This is a genomic window from Streptomyces lavendulae subsp. lavendulae, from assembly GCF_002803845.1.
Lineage (GTDB): Bacteria > Actinomycetota > Actinomycetes > Streptomycetales > Streptomycetaceae > Streptomyces > Streptomyces lavendulae.
This window is the reverse complement of record NZ_CP024985.1, coordinates 7,322,109-7,339,626: the sequence shown is the minus strand read 5'-3', so window position 1 is coordinate 7,339,626 and position 17,518 is coordinate 7,322,109. Positions and strand designations below refer to the sequence as shown.

The window sequence follows — 17,518 nt, the reverse complement described above, 5'->3', positions numbered from 1 at the left end:
GATCAACGGGCATTTCGGGCTGTTCCAGTGACCGATGCGGTCGTCGAGGTGCCCGTGGTCCCTCGGCCAGTCGACTGGCTACCGTCTGTGTGCTGCAGTTCCTGCTCGGCCTGTCGGACCGGCGGCCGCCGAGGCGGTCCGCTCCCGCATCGACTTCGAGTACGCGATGGCCATGGAACTGGATGACCCCGGGTTCCACCACAGCGTGCCGGCTGATTTCCGCGACCGTCTCGGGGATGGCCGCGAGGGGCCGGCTGACGGTCGGTGACCTCGCGGTGCTGCGAGCGGGACATCCTCTCCTCGCCTGCGCTGAGGGTGGTCCGGCCGCGCGAGCGGCGCTGAACCGGGCCGGGCCGTCCCCCTTCCGCGCCGGGGAGGGGGACGGCCCGGGTCACGGGCTGACGGCGAGGAACAGGTAGGCGGCCAGCACCACGAGGTGGACTCCGCCCTGGAGCAGGGTGGCCCGGCCGGGCGCGATGGTGAGGGCGCTGACCACGACGGTCAGGGCGAGCAGGACCATGTGGATCGGCCCGAGGCCCAGCAGCAGCGGTCCGGAGAGCCAGATGGACGCGAGGGCGATGGCCGGGATGGTCAGGCCGATGCTCGCGATGGCCGAGCCGTAACCCAGGTTGAGGCTGGTCTGGACGCGGTCGCGGCGGGCGGCGTTGACGGCGGCGAGGGTCTCGGGGGCCAGCACCAGCAGGGCGATGATCACACCGACGACGGCGTTGGGCAGGCCCGCCTTGGCGACCCCCGCCTCGATGGCGGGCGAGACGGACTTGGCGTCGCCGACGACGGCGACGAGCGCGACGAGCAGCAGGCCGAGGCTGATCAGGGTGGCGCGGAGGGTGGGCGGTTCGGCGTGGTCCCCGTCGCCGCCACCGTCGCCCTCGCCTCCCCCGCCCCCGTCTCCCCCGGTCGCCCCCGTACCCCCGGAGGCGGCGGCCCCGGTGGCCACCGGCAGGAAGTAGTCCCGATGGCGGACCGTCTGGACGGCGATGAACAGCCCGTACAGGGCGAGCGAGGCCACCGCGGCGAAGGTCAGCTGGGCGGTGGAGAACTCCGGACCCGGCTTGCTGGTGGTGAAGGTCGGCAGGACCAGGCTGAGGACGGCCAGGGTCGCCACGGTGGCCAGCGCCGCGCCGGAGCCCTCGGCGTTGAAGACGGCGACCCGGTTGCGCAGGGCCCCGACGAGCAGGGACAGGCCCACGATGCCGTTGCAGGTGATCATGACGGCGGCGAAGACGGTGTCCCGGGCGAGGGAGGCGGTCTTGTCGCCGCCGTCGGCCATCAGGGTGACGATGAGGGCCACTTCGATGACGGTGACGGCGACGGCCAGGACGAGCGAGCCGAAGGGTTCGCCCACCCGGTGGGCGACCACCTCGGCATGGTGCACGGCCGCCAGCACCGCTCCCGCGAGACACAGGGCGACCAGGGCCACGGCGAATCCGGGCAGCTCCCGTCCCCAGCTGAGGATGAGCGCGATGAGCGCCACCACGGGAACGATGACGGTCCAGTCGGTCAGGGGTGACTTGCGTGTTGCCGTACTCATATCTGCCAACTTGCCAGATGTGTCCCCCGGGTGCGGCCCATACGCCGCCCCGGGGGCTCTGACGTGGCACTTCTCACGCCGACCCCGGGCGTGGCGGACCCGCTCAGACGGCGCGTTCCCGGCCCTCCCAGTAGGGGTCGCGCAGCCGTCGCTTGTAGAGCTTGCCGTTCGGGTCGCGGGGCATCGCCGCGATGAAGTCGACGGACTTGGGGCGCTTGTAGCCGGCCAGCCGGCGCTCGCAGTGGCTCAGGATCTCGGCGGCCAGTGCCTCGCCCGCCTCGAATCCCTCGGCGGGCTCGATGACGGCCTTGACCTCCTCGCCCCAGGAGTCGTGCGGGATGCCGAAGGCCGCGGCGTCCGCGACCGCCGGGTGGGTGAGCAGGGCGGATTCGATCTCCGCCGGGTAGATGTTCACCCCGCCCGAAATGATCATGTCGATCTTGCGGTCGCGGAGGAAGAGGTAGCCCTCCTCGTCGAGCAGGCCCAGGTCTCCGACGGTGAAGAAGTCGCCGAGGCGGTTCTTCCTGGTCTTGCCCTCGTCCTTGTGGTAGCTGAAGCCGCCGGTGTTCATCTTGATGTAGACGGTGCCGAGTTCGCCGGGGGGCAGCCGGTTGCCGTCGTCGTCGTGGATGGCGAGCTCGCTGATCGGCCACGCCCTGCCGACGGTTCCCGGCTTCTTGAGCCAGTCCTCGGCGGTGGCGAAGGCGCCGCCGCCCTCGCTCGCCGCGTAGTACTCCTCCACGCAGCGGCCCCACCAGTCGATCATCGCCCGTTTGACGTGGTCGGGGCAGGGGGCGGCGCCGTGGATGGCGTGCCGCATGGAGGAGACGTCGTAGGCGTCCTTGGTCGCCTGTGGCAGCGCGAGGAGGCGGTGGAACTGGGTGGGGACCATGTGGGTGTGCGTGCAGGCGTGGCGTTCGATCAGGCGCAGCATCTCCTCGGGGCTCCACTTGTCCATCAGCACCAGCGGGTGCCCGATGTGCAGCGAGGCGCCCGCGAACTGGAGCACGGCGGTGTGGTAGAGCGGCGAGCAGACGAGGTGGACGTTGTCGTCGAAGGGGCGGATGCCGAAGATCCCGAGGAAGCCGCCCAGGTACGTCTCCTCCGGGAGCTTGCTGGGCAGCGGGCGGCGGATCCCGCGCGGGCGGCCGGTGGTGCCGGAGGTGTAGTTCATCACCCAGCCGAGGGTGCGGCCGTCCGGGGGCGTGGCGGGGTGCCCGTCGAGGAGTTCGGCGTACGGGCGGAAGCCGGGGACGGCGCCGACGGCGTAGCGGTGATCGGCGGGCAGGCCGGCCTCGTCCGCCGCGGCGGTGGCGGCCTCGGCGAAGCGCTCGTGGGCGACGAGGACCTTGGCACCGGAGTCGGAGACGATCCAGGCGATCTCGGGGCCGACGAGGTGGTGGTTGACCGGGACCAGGTAGAACCCCGCCTGTGAGGCGGCGAGGTAGGCGGTGAGGAACTCGACGCCGTTGGGCAGGACCACGGCGAGGACGTCGCCGCGCTCCAGCCCGGCGGCCCGCAGGCCGTGGACCAGCCGGTTGACGTCGGCGTGCAGCCGGCCGGCGGACCAGGCCTCGCCGTCGGGGGCGATCAGGACGGTCCGGTCCGGGTCGGCGCCCGCCTGGGCCCAGAATCCGTTGGGACGCTGTGGGTCGGTCATGACGGTGGCGTTCCTCTCTCAGGCCCGGCCGGCGATGCGGTTGACCCGGTCGATGGCGCGTTCGAAGCCGGCGGTGAGTTCGTCGAAGACGGCCCGGACGCTGCGCTCGCTGTTCATCCGGCCGACGATCTGGCCCACGGGGGTGCCGAGCAGTGCCTGGACCTCGTACTTCTGGATCCGGGAGACGGCTTCGGCGACGAGCAGGCCCTGGAGCGGCATGGGAAGCGGTCCGGGTCCGTCCGGGTCGTCCCAGGCGTCGGTCCACTCGGTGCGCAGCTGGCGCGCGGGCTTGCCGGTGAGGGCGCGGGAGCGGACGGTGTCGCCGGACCCGGCGGCGAGGAGCTTCTCGGTGAGGGCGCGGGAGTGCAGGTCGGCCTCGGTGGTGGTGAGCCAGAGGGAGCCCAGCCAGGCCCCCTGGGCGCCGAGGGCGAGGCCCGCGGCGATCTGTTCGCCGCTGCCGATGCCGCCGGCGGCCAGGACGGGCAGCGGGGCGACGGCCTCGACGATCTCGGGGACCAGGACCATGGTGGCGATGTCGCCGGTGTGACCGCCGGCCTCGTAGCCCTGGGCGACGACGATGTCGATGCCCGCCTCCGCATGGCGGCGGGCGTGCTTGGCGCTGCCCGCCAGCGCGGCGACGAGGACCCCGTGTGCGTGGGCGCGGGCGATGACGTCGGCGGGCGGGGAACCGAGGGCGTTCGCCAGGAGTTTGACGGGGTAGTCGAAGGCGACGTCGAGCTGGCTGCGGGCGACCTGTTCCATCCAGCCGGTGATCCGCCAGCCGGAGGCCTCGCCTTCCGGCAGTTCGGGCACGTGGTGTTTGGCGAGGGTGTCGCGGACGAAGGCGCGGTGCGCGGCCGGGATCATCGCCTCGATGTCCGCCTCGCCGATGCCGTCGACCGCCTTCTTGGCGGGCATGACCACGTCGAGCCCGTAGGGCTTGCCGTCGGTGTGCTCCTGCATCCAGTCGAGATCGCGCCTGAGGTCGTCGGGGGCGGTGTAGCGGACGGCGCCGAGGACGCCGAATCCACCCGCGCGGGTGATGGCCGCGGCGACCGCCGGGAAGGGCGTGAAGCCGAAGATGGCGTGTTCGACTCCCAGTTTCCTGCTCAGCTCCGTCTCCATGGCGGTGAGGATGCCGCAGGGCACCGTCCGAGGGAAGAGGTTTTCTGATGCAGTGTCAGATTCTTTGACGGCCGGTCGGTGCGGAGGGTGCGCGGCGGGCGGGCAGATAGCCAGTAGCGTGCGCGGGCAGGAACAGGAGGGCCGGACATGGGCGGTTCGGGTACGGGATCACGGGCGGCCGGGAGCGGTGGCACGATGAGCCGCAGACGACTGGGGGCGCGGCTGCTGGCGCTGGGCGGGGTGCTGGTCCTGCACGCCGCGCTGCCCGGGCAGGGCGCGGGCGCGGCGGGCGGCGGCGCCGCCGAGCGGCGGGCCCTGCAGGGGCTGCGGCTGCGCTACGGCTCCGCCCGCCGGGCGGGGTTGCTGGAGCGGCACCTGGAGGGGGTCGCGGAGGAGGCCCGGCGCTTCCTCGGCCCCTCCCCCGAACACCCCTACTACGCCGGGGCCGTGGTCCTCGCGGGCCGCGGCCGCACGGTGGCCCTGCACCGCGCGATGGGCGACGCCGTCCGGTACGCCGACTACGACGGGCGCACCGACCGGCCGCGGGAGTTCCCGGCCGCCGAGCGGATCGCGATGGCCGAGGACACCGTCTTCGACCTCGCCTCGCTGAGCAAGCTCTTCACCTCCATCCTGGCCGTGCAGCAGATGGAGCGGGGCCTGCTGGAGCTGGAGGCCCCGGTCGAGCGGTACCTCCGTGAGTTCACCGGCGGGGGCAAGGAGGCCATCACGGTCCGGCAGCTGCTGACGCACACCTCGGGGCTGCGCTCGTGGGCGCCGTTCTACCAGGAGTCCACCCGCGCCGGGCAGTTGAGGCTGCTGTGGTCGGTGCGCCCGCAGGACACCCCCGGGACCGTGTACCGCTACTCCGACCTGAACCTCATCACGCTGCAGCTGCTCCTGGAACGGCTCACCGGCCACACGCTGGACGTCCTGCTCCAGGAGGAGATCGCCATCCCCCTCGGGATGCACCGCACCCGGTACAACCCGCCGCCGTCCTGGCGCCGGGTCACCGCCGCGACCGAGGTGCAGCGCCCGCCCTGGTCGGGCCTGGACCGGGGACTGGTGTGGGGCGAGGTCCACGACGAGAACGCCCACGCGCTCGGCGGGGTCGCGGGCCACGCCGGGGTCTTCGGCACCGCCTGGGACCTGGCGGTCCTCTCCCGCACCCTGCTCGACGGCGGGGCCTACGCGGGCCGGCGCATCCTGCGCCCCGCCTCCGTCGAGCTGCTCTTCACCGATTTCAACACGGCCTTCCCCGGCGACGACCACGGCCTGGGCTTCGAGCTCTACCAGCACTGGTACATGGGCGCCATGGCCACCCCGCACTCGGCGGGGCACACCGGGTTCACCGGGACCTCGCTGGTCCTGGACCCCTCCACCGACTCCTTCCTCGTCCTGCTGGGCAACTCCGTCCACCCGGTGCGGACCTGGCGGGCCGGCAGCGCGCCCCGGGTGGCGACCGGCAACCGCTTCGCCCGCGCGGTGCCCGTCCGCACCCGGCACGGCGGACCCGCCTGGTACTCGGGGATGGAGACCGGCGGCTCCGGCACCCTGACCCTGCCTCCCCTCACGCCCGCGACCGACTCGGCCCGGCTGCGCTGCGCCGTCTGGTGGGACACCGTGCCCGGCGCGGGCGCCTTCCACGTGGAGGCCTCCGCCGACGGGGCGGTGTGGGAGCCGCTCCCCTTCACCACCGTCCGCAGCACGGGCGGCGCCCCCGAGTCGTGGCCGCAGGGCAGCGCGGGCGGCTGGTCGGGCCGCATCTGGCACCGCCTGGAGGCCCCGCTGCCCGGCTGGGCGGGCCGCGAGGTCAGGCTCCGCTTCCGCCACGGCGCGACCGGCCGCTACGTGGGGCGGGGGGTCTACGTGGACGTGGTCCGGGTGGCCGAACCGGCCCGGCTCCTGTTCTCCGAGGACCGGCCGGCGGACGCGGCCCGGGTGGAGGCCGCCGGCTGGACCCGCTCGGCGGACTGAGAGCGGTACCGGCGGGCCGGCGGCACCCCGGCCCGGCCCGCCGGCACGGGCCCGCCGGAACCGGCCCCTCGGCACCCGCGCCCGTCAGCCCTGGACGAGGCAGAAGGGGTGGCCCGCGGGATCGGAGAAGACGCGCCAGTCACGCTCGGGCGGCCCCTGTTCCAGCAGGCGCGCGCCGAGGGCGAGGACCTGTTCCTGGCCGCGGTCGAGGTCCGGGACGGCGAGGTCCAGGTGGAACTGCTGCGGCAGTTCCGGGTCGGGCCAGCTCGGCGGCAGGTACCCGGCGGCCCGCTGGAAGCACAGCACCTGCCCGTTCGGGGTGTGCAGCGTGGCCCAGTCCTCGTCCACGGACCAGCGCCGGTCCGGGCGGTTGACCTCCCCGCCCAGCAGGCCCGCGTAGAACTCGGCGAGCCCCAGGGGCTCCGGACAGTCCAGCACCACGCACTGCAGTTCGGCAATCATGGCGGCAGCCTACGGGGAGGCCAGCGCCGCATCGATCATGAGGCGGGCGGTGGAGGCCAGTTCGGCGGGATCCGGCGCCGGACGCGTGCCCGCCAGGGCGCCCGCGAGGCGGTCGTAGAGCAGCCCGTCCGTCCAGGCGGCCAGCAGGGCGGCGCGCTCGTCCGGCCGGTCGGCGCCGAGTGCCCCGAGGAGGCCGGCGGCGCGGGCGCGGACGGCGAGGCCCGCGCGGAGCAGCTCGGGGGCCGCCTCCGGGGTGCGGGCGGCCTCCAGGCTCAGCTCGAAGCGGGCCAGCTGGCGCTCCCGCCCCCCGGTCAGCCACCGGTGCAGGAGCGCGCCGAGCGCCCGCGCGGCCGCGTCCCGGTCCCAGGGGCCGGGCGTGCGGGCGTCCTCCTCGAAGTCGGCGAGGTCCAGCTCGGCCAGCCGCCGGTAGCAGGCGCCGACCAGCGCGGCACGGGTGCGGAAGTAGTACGAGGTGCTGCCCGCGGGCAGCCCCGCGGCCCCGTCGACGGCCCGGTGGGTCAGGCTCCGCAGTCCGCCGGCCGCGACCAGGGCGATCGCGGCGTCGGAGATCAGGGCGCGGCGGTCCGGCGCGGGCTTCGGTGCGGGCTTCGGCGCGTCGGCCGGGGCGCCCGGCTCGGGGGTGGACATGCCGTCACTCTACAGCTGTAGAGTGACGGCATCTCACCCTCTACGGATGTAGAGGGCGTCGAGCCGGCAGGAAGGCCGCACCATGGACAAGCGTCCGCGTCACGCCGTCGTCGCGGGTGCCGGGATCGGGGGGCTCACCGCCGCCCTGGCCCTGCACCGCCGGGGCTGGCGGGTCACCGTCTGCGAGCGGGCGGCCGGGCCGACCTCCGCGGGCGCGGGCATCGTGCTCGCGCCGAACGCCCTGCGGGCCCTGGAGGCGATCGGATTCGACGCGGGACGGGCGTCGGGCCGCGCCGTCCCGTCCGCCATGGGGCTGCGCCGCCCCGACGGGACCTGGCTGGTCCGCGCCGACACCGCCGCGCTCACCGCCCGCTACGGCCGGCCCTCGCTCGCCGTGCACCGGGCGGCCTTCGCCGGTGCCCTGGCCGAGGCCCTGCCCGAGGGCGCCCTGCGCTACGGGACCGCCGTCACCGGCGCGGACCCGGACGGCGGGCGCACGGTGGTCCGTACGGACGCCGGGGAGCTCCCGGCCGATCTGCTGGTCGCCGCCGACGGCATCCACAGCCCCCTGCGCCTGCGGCACTTCCCGGACCACCCGGGCCTGCGCTACAGCGGGGAGACCGCCTGGCGCACCGTCCTGCCGGCCGGCGGACCCGCCCTGCCCGGGGCCTTCGAGACCTGGGGCCGCGGCCGGCGCTTCGGGGCGGTCCCGCTCGCCGACGGCCGGCTCTACGCGTACGCCACCGCCGTCGTCCCCGAGGGCCACCGTCCCGCCGACGTACCGGGGGAACTGCGCGACCGCTTCGGCGACTGGCACGACCCGGTCCCGGCCCTGCTCGCGCGGTTCGACCCCGGGGCCGTCCTCCAGCACGACCTGTACGACCTCGCGGGCCCGCTCCCCCGCCTCCACGACGGCCGGACGGCCTGGGTCGGCGACGCCGCGCACGCGATGACCCCCCACCTCGGCCAGGGCGGCTGCCAGGCGATCGAGGACGCCGTGGTCCTGGCCCATCTGGCGGCCGGCGCCGACGCGGTGCCCGCCGCGCTCGCCGCCTACAGCCGGGCCCGTCTCGCCCGCACCGACGCGATCCGGCTCCGCGCCCGCCGGGCCGGCCGGGTCACGATGCTCTCCCACCCGCTGGCCGTGGCCGCCCGCGACCTGGCCGTGCGCCTCCTGCCGGACCGTGCCGCGCAGCACGCCCTGGACGACCTGTACGACGGGTTCGCCCTTCCGGAGCAGCCGGAATGAAGACCGTGCCCACCGGCGTTCGCACTCGTTGTCGGGACTGCTGACCGTTCGACACGAAGGCAGGCGGAACACACATGACGACCGAGATCGACTGGGAACACCCCACCGACCCGAGGCCCGGGAGCTGGCAGCTGGACCACGTCCGGCTCTACGTCGGCTCGAACGGGGCCGAGGGCCACCACTGGAACGGCACCCAGACCCTCCTCCTCACCACCGTGGGCCGGGTGTCCGGCAACCCGGTGCGCACGCCCCTCATCTACGGCGAGGCCGACGGCCGCTACCTCGTCGTCGCCTCCAAGGGCGGGGCGGACGAGGCCCCCCTGTGGTACCGGAACCTGACGGCCGACCCCCGGGTGCGCGTCCAGGTCGGCTCCGAGGTCCGACAGGGGACGGCGCGCACGGCCACCCCCGAGGAGCGGGCCGCGTACTGGCCGCTGATGGTCGGTCACTGGCCCGCGTACGACGAGTACCAGGCCAAGACCGACCGCGAGATCCCGATCGTGGTGATCGAGCCGGTCTGACGGGAGCGGGACCGGGCCCCCGGCGGCGGGGCCCGGTCGGCGCCCCGGCCGTCGGTGCCCCGGCGGTCAGGGCCCCGGCGGTCAGTGCCCCAGTACCGCCATCGCCGCGTTGTGCCCGGGGACCCCGCTGACGCCGCCGCCGCGGACCGCGCCCGCGCCGCACAGCAGGACGTTGGGGTGCGCGGTGGCCACGCCCCAGCGTCCGGCGGCGTCGGTCGCGGGGTCCGCGTAGGGCCAGGACAGGTCCCGGTGGAAGATGTGCCCGCCGGGCAGGCGCAGTTCGCGCTCCAGGTCCAGCGGGGTCTTGGCCTCGATGCAGGGGCGGTCGTCGGCGTCGAAGGCCAGGCAGTCGGTGATCGGCTCGGCCAGGTGGGCGTCCAGCTGGGCCAGCGTGGCGGTCAGGAGCACCTCGCGGGCCTGCTGGTTGTCGTGTCCGAACAGCCGGGCCGGGGTGTGCAGTCCGAAGAGGGTGAGCGTCTGGCAGCCCCGCTCCACGAGCTCCGGCCCGAGGATCGAGGGGTCGGTCAGGGAGTGGCAGTAGATCTCCGAGGGCGGCACGGACGGCAGTTCCCCGGCGGCGGCCTCCGCGTGGGCGCGGCGCAGCTCCTCGTACCCCTCGGCGATGTGGAAGGTGCCGCCGAAGGCCTCGCGGGGGTCCACGGAGGCGTCGCGCAGCCGGGGCAGGCGGCTCAGCAGCATGTTGACCTTGAACTGGGCCCCTTCCGGGGCCGGGGCGGCCCGGTCCGGTTCCTCGCCGAGGAGTTCGGCCAGGGCCTGCGGCGAGGCGTTCACCAGGACCGTGCGGCCGACGACGCGGCCCTCCCCGGTCGCCGTGCGGAACACCACCTCGGCCGGGGCGACCCCGTCCGTGTCGATCCGCAGCACCTCGTGGCCGGTGGCGATCTCCGCCCCCGCCTTGGTCGCCGCTGCCGCGAGGGCGTCCGTGAGCGCGCCCATGCCGCCCACGGGGACGTCCCAGTCGCCGGTCCCGCCGCCGATGACGTGGTAGAGGAAGCAGCGGTTCTGCGCGAGGGAGGGGTCGTGCGCGTCCGCGAAGGTGCCGATCAGCCCGTCCGTGAGGACCACCCCGCGGACCAGGTCGTCGGCGAAGTTCCGCTCCACGGCCTGCCCGAGGGGCTCCTCGAAGAGCATCCGCCAGGCGGCCTCGTCGTCGATCCGGGCCCGCAGCTCCGCCCGCGTGGGCAGGGGCTCGGTCAGGGTCGGGAACACCTTCTCGGCGACCCGCCCCGTGGTCCCGTAGAAGGCGCGCCAGCTCTCGTACTCCCGCTCCGAGCCGGTCAGCCGTGCGAAGGACTCCCGGGTGCGCTGCTCCCCGCCGCCGACGAGCAGTCCGCCGGGCCGCCCGCCCCGCTCCGTGGGCGTGTACGAGGAGATCGTGCGGCGGCGTACCGCGAACCGCAGGTCCAGGTCGCGCACGATCTTCGACGGCAGCAGGGACACGAGGTACGAGTAGCGCGAGAGTCTGGCGTCGACGCCCACGAAGGGACGGCTGGAGATCGCCGCCCCGCCCGTGTTCCCCAGCCGCTCCAGGACCAGCACCGAGCGGCCCGCCCGGGCCAGGTACGCGGCGGCCACCAGGCCGTTGTGCCCACCGCCCACGATCACGTCGTCGTACACGTCCCGCCCGAAGGTCGTCATGGCTCTTGGTAGCACACCTGGCCGAGCCGCTCCAGACAGTGCGCCTCGTCGGCGTGGGCCAGGGCGGTGTCCGGGTGCTCGTCGCCGAGGGACCGCTCGCGGATGCCCGACAGGTCCCGGTAGATGGGCAGGGCCTCGTCCCAGCGGCCCAGGCGGCCCAGCCCCACGGCGAGTTCGCGCCTGCTGACCAGGGTGTCCTGGTGTTCGGCCCCCAGGGCCTTGGCGCGGGCGGCGCCGACCGCGCGGGCCTCGGCCACGGCCTCCTCCCAGCGGTCCAGCCGGCCGAGGTTGACGCCGAGGACGTGGCGGGCGCGCAGGGTCTCCGGGTCCGAGGCGCCGTAGGCCCGGGTGCGGTCGCGGACCAGGGCGCGGAAGAGGTCGAGGGCCTCCGCGGCGCGGCCGGTGCGGCCGAGCGCGATGCCGGTCTCGTAGCGGGCGGCGAGGGAGTCGGGGTGGTCCCGGCCCAGTACCCGCTCCCGTACGGCGGCGACGTGGCGGAAGCCGGTCAGGGCCTCGCCCCAGCGGCCGAGCCGGCCGAGGGAGTAGGCGGCCTCGTAGCGGGTGCGCAGGGTGTCCGGGTGCTCGGCGCCGAGCACGGCGGCGCGTTCGGCGGCCACCCCGGCCGCGGCGGCGTGGGCTTCGGCGTGCCGGCCCAGGGCGCTCAGGGCGCAGGCCAGGCTGTGGTGGCAGCGCAGGGTGTCGGGGTGGCGCGGGCCCGCGGTGCGCACGAGGGCGGCGAGCACCGCGCGGTAGGTCTCGTACGCCTCGCCGTGCCGGCCGAGCCGCCCCAGCTCGTACGCCTCCTCCTGGCGCGCCGCGAGGGTGTCGGCGTGGTCCGGCCCCAGGACCCTGGCCCGCCCCTGGGCGACGGCCGCGTACACGGAGAGGGCTTCCTCGGGGTGGCCGGAGCGGCTGAGGACGAACGCGCGGGTGTGCCCGGCGTCGAGCGCGTCGGGGCGGTCCGGGCCGGGTGCGACGGGCGGGCCCGCGAGTCCGTGGACGGGGGTGAGGCGCGGGTCCTCGGCGGGTGCGGGCCGCAGGATCCGCTGCTCCCCCGAGCCCGTGCCGGTGGCAGGCGCCGCGGGGCGGGCGGCGGTCCAGGAGCCGGTGAGCACGGCCCACTCCCCGCTGGCGGGCCGGGCGTCGATCCCGGCCTTGCGTCCGGCGGTCATCCCCGCGGCCCACGCGGGCAGCGGCGGGTGCGGGGCGGCCGGCCCGCCGGTGCCGGAGCGGCCCTCGACGAGGCGGCGGTGCAGGTGCCGGGCGTCGCCGGGCCGGTCCTCGGGGCGCTTGGCGAGGAGTTCCAGGACGAGCTGCTCGAAGTGGGCGGGCAGCTCCGGGCGGTGGTCGCGCAGCGGTACGGGGACGTTGTCGCGGTGGCCGACGAGCACGGACCAGGAGTCGCCGAGGTCGAAGGGCGGGGCTCCGGTGGCGATCTCGTAGAGGACGCAGCCGAGGGAGTAGAGGTCGCTGAGGTGGTCGACCTCGCCGCCCGCGATCTGCTCGGGCGACATGTAGTGGGGGGTGCCCATGGCCATGCCGCCGCCGGTGAGCTTGGCGGTGAAGCCGATGTCGTGGGCCAGCCGCGCGATGCCGAAGTCACAGATCTTCACGGTGCCGTCGGTCAGCCGCATGATGTTCGCGGGCTTGAGGTCGCGGTGGACGACGCCCTGGTCGTGGGTGTAGCCGAGGGCCGCGGCCATCTGCTCGGCGATGTCGAGGACCACGTCGACGGGGAGCGGGCGCGCCTCGTTGTCCTCCATCAGCTGGCTGAGGTTGCGGCCTTCGAGCAGTTCCATGACGAGGTAGAGGGGACCGCCCGCCGCGCTGTCGTCGCCGAAGTCGTGGACGACGGTGACGCCCCGGTGCTGGAGCGAGGCCGCGACCCGGGCCTCGCGGCGGAAGCGCTCGCGCAGGACCTGGGTGAAGTGGGCGTCCTGTTCGGGCCCGATGGGCTTGAGGCACTTCACCGCGACCTGACGGCCGAGCGATTCGTCCCGGGCGCGCCACACCTCGCCCATGCCGCCGCGCCCGATCAGATCGAGTGACCGGTACCGGCCCTGGATCAGTCTGGACTCCGCCATGTCTTAAAGCCGCCCCCGTCGTCGTGCCGCGCCCTCCTCGGCCGGTCCAGTATGGCCGCTGGTGTACGCAGTGTGTACGCGCAGGGGCGGCTCCCGGGGCCCAGCCGGCGCATCGCTTTCAAGATGTGACCTGGAGGCAGCCGCCAGCGTAGACCTGCGGGAATGCTGCGCAACACGCGACCCGTGAGGCGCAGGCGCCGGGTGACGACACGCGGGGGCGGGGCGGGGCGCCCGTAGAGCCGGTGCGCCCAGTCGGGCAGGGTCCCGTAGGCGGTTTCGGCGAGCGGTCTCCACAGCAGGTTTCGGCCAGGGACGAGGAGGGGGTGTACGGGCGGGGCCCGCAGGAAGTCGTCGACGGCGCGGGCGTCGGCCCCGGCGGCGAGGCGGGGACGGACCTCCTCGAAGTACGCGGCGAGCGCGGCGGTGTCGGCGGGCACGTCGGCCGGGTCGAGGCCGACGAGGCGCGCGTTCACCCGGTTCTCGTCCACGTAGCGGTCGGCCTGGTCCGCGGTGAGGGGGACGCCGGAGCGGAGCAGGACGTGGAGGAAGCTGTCGATCTGCGCGCAGTGCACCCACAGCAGCAGTTCGGGGTCGTCGACGCGGAAGCGCTCCCCGGTGTCCGGGTCGGTGGCGGACAGCCGGGCGTGCAGGGCCCGGACCCGGGCCCCGGCCCGCTCGGCGGTGTCGGTGGTGCCGTAGGTGAGGGTGCCGACGAAGTCGGCGGTGCGCAGCAGCCGGCCCCAGGCGTCGCGGTGGAAGGTGCTGTTCGCCATCACCCCGCGCACGGCGCGGGGGTGGAGGGCCTGGAGGTAGAGCGCGCGGACGCCGGCGATCCACATGACCGGGTCGCCGTGGCACTGCCAGGTGACGGACCCGGGCCCGTAGAGCCCCGGGTCCGCACCCCCGTACGGAGCTGTGCTCATGGCCCGCCTCCCGCCGGGGAGCCTACCCGGGAGGGGGTCAGCCCACCCGTGAGACGTGGTACTGGCGGATCCGCCAGCTGTCGTCGAGGTGCTGGGCGATGACCGAGAGGCGGACCGGGAGCGGGGTGCCGGCCGGATCCTGCGGGGTCACCGTCCGGAACGTCACGTCGGCGAATCCGGCGAGCGCCTCGGCGGCGAGCGGGCGGGAGTGCAGGACCTCCACGGTCGCCGTGGTGCCGGGCGGGACGTTCGCGTAGTAGGTGCGGATCTCGTCCCGTCCGGCGAGGAGGCGGGGGGACAGCCCCTGGAAGAGGGCGTCGTCGGAGAAGAGGTCCACGAGGTCGTCCACGCGCCGTTCGTCGAAGGCCGTGCGCCATGTTTCGAGGACCTCGGCCAGCACACCGAATCTGCTTGCCATTTTGCCCTGTTACCTCCGGTTCCATGGTCAACAACTCATTAAGACACCAAGATGACAGATAATCGACCGATAGTGGCTGGATTTTCACGTGCATAATGGCGCCATGCAGGATCTTGCAAGGCAGTACACGGGGGAATGTTGTGAAGGTGACGACTCTGCAGGAGGAGGGGGCGGCGTATGCGGTGAGGGCCTCGGCTTCTACCGCAAGGCCGTGGTGAAGGGGTGCGCGCCCAGGGAGGGCGCACCGGCCTGCCTGTTGCGGATGGGGCTGCTGGTCCCTCCGCCCGACGATCCGACGGTGCTGGTGCCCGTCTCGCCGGACGTGGCCAAGGCCGAACTGGTCCGGCCCATCGAGCAGTCGCTGCAGAAGCAGCGCAGGGACGCGCAGGCCATCGCCGGCAGCTTCGTTCCGGTCGCCGCGATCTACACCGCGGCGCAGCGCGAACACACCGGCTGGGCCACGCCGATCGACGGGGAGAAGGTCGTCCACTCCACGCTGGCCCACGCGGTCCGCGAGTGCCGTGAGGAACTGATGACCGTGCAGCCCGGGGGCTCCCGGGTCTCCTACGACCTGGACGAACTCGACCACGTCCGCGGCCCCGCCCGCCACCGGACGCTCTATCCGCACGCGGTGCGGACCCACGCGGCCACCCTGCGCCACATCGAGCGGCTGACCGAGGCGGGCTGCGAGGTCCGCACCCTGGACCACGTCTTCGACCGGCTGGTCGTCGTCGACCGCGCCGTCGCCTACGTGCCGGGCCACGTCGAGGCCCGCACCTCGGCCCTGGAGATCAGGCAACCGGCCATCGTCGCCTTCCTGGTGCAGGTCTTCGAGGAGGCCTGGGAGCGCGGCTCGTCCGTCGACCCGCGCGCCTCGCGCACCGTGGAACCCGACATCGCGGACGAGATCCAGCGGGCCGTGATGCGCCTGCTGGTGGCCGGGTACACCGACGAGGCGATCGCCCGGCGGCTGGGCACCAGCCGGCGTACCGTCGCGGCCCACGTGAGCCGGATCGCCGCCCTGCTCCAGAGCCGCAGCCGGGCCCAGCTCGGCTACCTCATCGCCACGTCGGGGCTGCTGCCCGCGGACGAGGGCGCCGAGCGGGACTGCGATCCGCTGTCGGCCTGACGCCGCGCCACCGCCCAGACCATCCGTACGGCCCGGCCGGGAACCCTCCCGGCCGGGCCCCGCCTTCAGCGGCCGGACGCCCGGCGCGCCCACAGCGCCCGCACTCCCGCGGCCGCCAGCAGGACCAGCACCAGCAGCGTCGACCAGCCCAGCTGCCCGCGCGCCTGCGGATCGACGGCCATCAGCAGCAGCACGGCGACGATGCCCGCGGCGGCGAGCCAGGACAGGTACGGGAACCCCCGCGTGCGCACCACCAGCAGGTGCGGGGACTCCCGCTCCAGGCGGCGCCGCAGCACCAGGTGGGCGGCCGCCACCGTCAGCCACATGTACAGCATGGACCCGCCCATGGCCTTGGCCAGGAACGGCAGGATCCGCTCCGGCCAGCAGTGGTCCAGGCCGATCGCGACGAAGCCGAAGGCCGCCGACGCCGCCACCGCCGGGCGCGGGGCCCCGCGGCCCGAGGTGCGCCGCAGCAGGCGCGGCGCCTCCCCGCGCACGGCGAGCGAGTGGGCCATGCGCGAGGCGCCGTAGAGGTTGGCGTTCATCGCCGAGAGCAGGGCGATGAGTACGACGACCTCGATCAGCCGTCCCGCGCCGGGGATGCCGAGCCGGTCCAGGACGGCGACGTAGGGGCTGCGGCCGGGGACGGCCGCGTCCCAGGGCAGCAGGGTGATGATGACGGCGATCGAGCCGAGGTAGAAGAGGCTGATCCGCCAGATCGCGCTGCCGACCGCCTTGGTGACGGAGCGGGCCGGGTCCCCGGACTCCGCGGCCGCCATCGTGATGACCTCCATGCCGCCGAAGGCGAAGACGACGGTGAGCAGTCCCGCCACCACGCTGTTCCACCCCTGCGGGAGGAAACCGCCGCGGCCGGTCAGGTTGGCCATGCCCGGGGCGTCGACGCCGGGGACCGCCCCGCACAGGGCGGCCACGCCGAGGGCGAGGAAGGCGATGATGGCCGCGACCTTGATGCCCGCGAACCAGAACTCGGCCTCCCCGAAGGAGGAGACCGACAGCATGTTGGACTGGGTGAAGACGCCGAGCGCCACGAGGGCGATCGCCCACTGCGGAACGGCCGGCATCCACTGGTGCAGGATCGTCGCGGCGGCGATCAGCTCGATGGCGATCGCGATGGCCGTCACCGCCCAGTACAGCCAGCCCGCGGTGAATCCGGCCCACCGGCCGAGGGCGCGGTCGGCGTAGACGGAGAACGATCCGCCGGCCGGCATGGCGGCGGCCATCTCGCCGAGCATCCGCATCACCAGCAGGGCCAGGGCGGCTGCGAGGGCGTACGAGAGGATGATGGCCGGGCCCGCGATCCGCAGGCCGGTGCCGGACCCGACGAACAGGCCGGCCCCGATGACCCCGCCCAGGGCCAGCATGGTGAGGTGGCGCGGCCTCAGGGAGCCCGCGAGCCCCTCCCCGCCCGGGGCGCCGGGGGCCGGAGGCCCGGCCCCCGTCGGCGGGGCGGGCAGCGGTGCGGGCGCGGTGGGCGCGGGAGCGGTGGGCGCGGGCGCCGAGCCGGTCGGTGGTACGGGCATGTGGTGTTTCCCCCCTGGAAACGGGTGCGGGCGGGGCCGGACGCCGTGCGCCCGGCCCCGCCCGACCGTGCCGGTCAAGAAGAGACGCGCTGGAGCGTCGCGGTGTGCAGTTCGCCGGTCCGGCCGCCGTCGGGGGTGGCGTAGGTCCAGTAGACGCTGACGGTGCCGCGGCCGAGGTCCATCACGTGGCTGACCGTCATGCCCGAGGCCTCGACCCAGTTGACGAAGTACAGACCCTCGCCGACGGCGCGCACGGAGAGCGCCTCCCGGCCGCCGTGCCCGGCCATCGGGCCCTCCAGGGCGGTCCAGTCCAGGGTGGTGCCGTCCGCGGAGTAGGAGTTGCGCAGGACCGCGCCGTTGTCGAGCGTGAGGACGTACGTGTGACCCGCGAAGTCCGGGACGGCGGCGGGCGCCGGGGCGGAGGCCGCCTGCGCGGGGGCGGCCTGCGCCGACGGGGCCCCGGCCAGGGTGATCAGGGCCGCGGCGGCGAGGGCCGGGACGGCGGTGCGGAGGGTGCGGATGCGCATGACGGTTCCTTTTCGGTGGGTGGGACGGGAAGCGGTGACGGGCCGC

Annotated in this window: 15 protein-coding genes; 4 read left to right on the top strand and 11 right to left on the bottom strand. The window is 74.6% G+C overall.

The features are described from left to right. Positions 1-391: 391 nt before the first annotated feature. The 3 genes from SLAV_RS32825 to SLAV_RS32815 form a co-directional block, all read right to left on the bottom strand. Positions 392-1,552, bottom strand: a complete 1,161-nt coding sequence (locus SLAV_RS32825; RefSeq protein WP_030231546.1) for a calcium:cation antiporter — start codon at positions 1,550-1,552, stop codon at positions 392-394. Between the two features lie 103 nt (positions 1,553-1,655). Then, the gene (locus SLAV_RS32820) at positions 1,656-3,212 is read right to left on the bottom strand and encodes an acyl-CoA synthetase (RefSeq protein ID WP_030231552.1); all 1,557 of its coding nucleotides are present in this window, start codon (positions 3,210-3,212) and stop codon (positions 1,656-1,658) included. Between the two features lie 18 nt (positions 3,213-3,230). Next, positions 3,231-4,337: an NAD(P)H-dependent flavin oxidoreductase gene (locus SLAV_RS32815; protein WP_030231555.1), complete on the bottom strand. Its 1,107-nt coding sequence runs from the start codon at positions 4,335-4,337 to the stop codon at positions 3,231-3,233. 147 nt (positions 4,338-4,484) lie between these two features. Between SLAV_RS32815 and SLAV_RS32810 the strand changes: the two genes are divergently transcribed. Next, positions 4,485-6,311, top strand: a complete 1,827-nt coding sequence (locus tag SLAV_RS32810; RefSeq protein WP_030231558.1) for a serine hydrolase domain-containing protein — start codon at positions 4,485-4,487, stop codon at positions 6,309-6,311. A gap of 84 nt (positions 6,312-6,395) precedes the next feature. Here the strand turns inward: SLAV_RS32810 and SLAV_RS32805 are convergent, their stop codons facing one another. Next, entirely contained in the window at positions 6,396-6,773 is a 378-nt protein-coding gene (locus tag SLAV_RS32805; protein WP_030231561.1) for a VOC family protein, read from the bottom strand. Between the two features lie 9 nt (positions 6,774-6,782). Then, on the bottom strand, positions 6,783-7,421 hold the full coding sequence (locus SLAV_RS32800) for a TetR/AcrR family transcriptional regulator (RefSeq protein WP_051841037.1): 639 nt from the start codon (positions 7,419-7,421) through the stop codon (positions 6,783-6,785). A gap of 82 nt (positions 7,422-7,503) precedes the next feature. Here SLAV_RS32800 and SLAV_RS32795 point away from each other — a divergent pair, with 82 nt between their 5' ends. Together SLAV_RS32795 and SLAV_RS32790 are read left to right on the top strand one after the other, a co-directional pair. Next, positions 7,504-8,670 (top strand): FAD-dependent monooxygenase, encoded by a 1,167-nt coding sequence (locus SLAV_RS32795; RefSeq protein ID WP_037687529.1) that lies wholly within the window; start codon positions 7,504-7,506, stop codon positions 8,668-8,670. Between the two features lie 74 nt (positions 8,671-8,744). Further along, positions 8,745-9,191 (top strand): nitroreductase family deazaflavin-dependent oxidoreductase, encoded by a 447-nt coding sequence (locus SLAV_RS32790; protein ID WP_030231572.1) that lies wholly within the window; start codon positions 8,745-8,747, stop codon positions 9,189-9,191. Positions 9,192-9,272: 81 nt separating this feature from the next. Here the strand turns inward: SLAV_RS32790 and SLAV_RS32785 are convergent, their stop codons facing one another. Genes SLAV_RS32785 through SLAV_RS32770 form a run of 4 tightly spaced genes read right to left on the bottom strand, consistent with a single transcriptional unit; the run spans position 9,273 to position 14,275 of the window. Beyond that, on the bottom strand, positions 9,273-10,850 hold the full coding sequence (locus SLAV_RS32785) for a phytoene desaturase family protein (protein ID WP_030231574.1): 1,578 nt from the start codon (positions 10,848-10,850) through the stop codon (positions 9,273-9,275). Next, positions 10,847-12,934, bottom strand: a complete 2,088-nt coding sequence (locus SLAV_RS32780) for a serine/threonine-protein kinase (protein ID WP_030231577.1) — start codon at positions 12,932-12,934, stop codon at positions 10,847-10,849. The genes SLAV_RS32785 and SLAV_RS32780 overlap by 4 nt, the downstream gene beginning before the upstream one ends. Beyond that, on the bottom strand, positions 12,916-13,857 hold the full coding sequence (locus SLAV_RS32775; protein ID WP_030231580.1) for an oxygenase MpaB family protein: 942 nt from the start codon (positions 13,855-13,857) through the stop codon (positions 12,916-12,918). Before SLAV_RS32775 ends, SLAV_RS32780 begins: the two co-directional genes overlap by 19 nt. Positions 13,858-13,894: 37 nt before the next feature. Beyond that, positions 13,895-14,275: an SgcJ/EcaC family oxidoreductase gene (locus SLAV_RS32770; protein ID WP_030231582.1), complete on the bottom strand. Its 381-nt coding sequence runs from the start codon at positions 14,273-14,275 to the stop codon at positions 13,895-13,897. Positions 14,276-14,486: 211 nt separating this feature from the next. On the opposite strand from SLAV_RS32770, the gene SLAV_RS32765 reads away from it, so the two are divergent. Next, on the top strand, positions 14,487-15,404 hold the full coding sequence (locus SLAV_RS32765; protein WP_158740701.1) for a helix-turn-helix transcriptional regulator: 918 nt from the start codon (positions 14,487-14,489) through the stop codon (positions 15,402-15,404). Positions 15,405-15,469: 65 nt separating this feature from the next. On the opposite strand, the gene SLAV_RS32760 is transcribed toward SLAV_RS32765, so the two are convergent. Together SLAV_RS32760 and SLAV_RS32755 are read right to left on the bottom strand one after the other, a co-directional pair. Next, positions 15,470-16,945, bottom strand: coding sequence for an amino acid permease (locus tag SLAV_RS32760; protein WP_078950382.1), 1,476 nt, complete (start codon positions 16,943-16,945; stop codon positions 15,470-15,472). A gap of 74 nt (positions 16,946-17,019) precedes the next feature. After that, a complete protein-coding gene (locus SLAV_RS32755; RefSeq protein ID WP_051841040.1) occupies positions 17,020-17,472 on the bottom strand; it encodes a MoaF-related domain-containing protein in 453 nt (150 codons plus the stop codon). Between the last annotated feature and the right edge of the window lie 46 nt (positions 17,473-17,518).

Coding starts and splice junctions, on each gene's coding strand:
- SLAV_RS32825 (WP_030231546.1), bottom strand. CDS start 1,552: ATGAGTACGGCAACACGCAAGTCACCCCTGACCGACTGGACCGTCATC.
- SLAV_RS32820 (WP_030231552.1), bottom strand. CDS start 3,212: ATGACCGACCCACAGCGTCCCAACGGATTCTGGGCCCAGGCGGGCGCC.
- SLAV_RS32815 (WP_030231555.1), bottom strand. CDS start 4,337: ATGGAGACGGAGCTGAGCAGGAAACTGGGAGTCGAACACGCCATCTTC.
- SLAV_RS32810 (WP_030231558.1), top strand. CDS start 4,485: ATGGGCGGTTCGGGTACGGGATCACGGGCGGCCGGGAGCGGTGGCACG.
- SLAV_RS32805 (WP_030231561.1), bottom strand. CDS start 6,773: ATGATTGCCGAACTGCAGTGCGTGGTGCTGGACTGTCCGGAGCCCCTG.
- SLAV_RS32800 (WP_051841037.1), bottom strand. CDS start 7,421: ATGTCCACCCCCGAGCCGGGCGCCCCGGCCGACGCGCCGAAGCCCGCA.
- SLAV_RS32795 (WP_037687529.1), top strand. CDS start 7,504: ATGGACAAGCGTCCGCGTCACGCCGTCGTCGCGGGTGCCGGGATCGGG.
- SLAV_RS32790 (WP_030231572.1), top strand. CDS start 8,745: ATGACGACCGAGATCGACTGGGAACACCCCACCGACCCGAGGCCCGGG.
- SLAV_RS32785 (WP_030231574.1), bottom strand. CDS start 10,850: ATGACGACCTTCGGGCGGGACGTGTACGACGACGTGATCGTGGGCGGT.
- SLAV_RS32780 (WP_030231577.1), bottom strand. CDS start 12,934: ATGGCGGAGTCCAGACTGATCCAGGGCCGGTACCGGTCACTCGATCTG.
- SLAV_RS32775 (WP_030231580.1), bottom strand. CDS start 13,857: ATGAGCACAGCTCCGTACGGGGGTGCGGACCCGGGGCTCTACGGGCCC.
- SLAV_RS32770 (WP_030231582.1), bottom strand. CDS start 14,275: ATGGCAAGCAGATTCGGTGTGCTGGCCGAGGTCCTCGAAACATGGCGC.
- SLAV_RS32760 (WP_078950382.1), bottom strand. CDS start 16,945: ATGCCCGTACCACCGACCGGCTCGGCGCCCGCGCCCACCGCTCCCGCG.
- SLAV_RS32755 (WP_051841040.1), bottom strand. CDS start 17,472: ATGCGCATCCGCACCCTCCGCACCGCCGTCCCGGCCCTCGCCGCCGCG.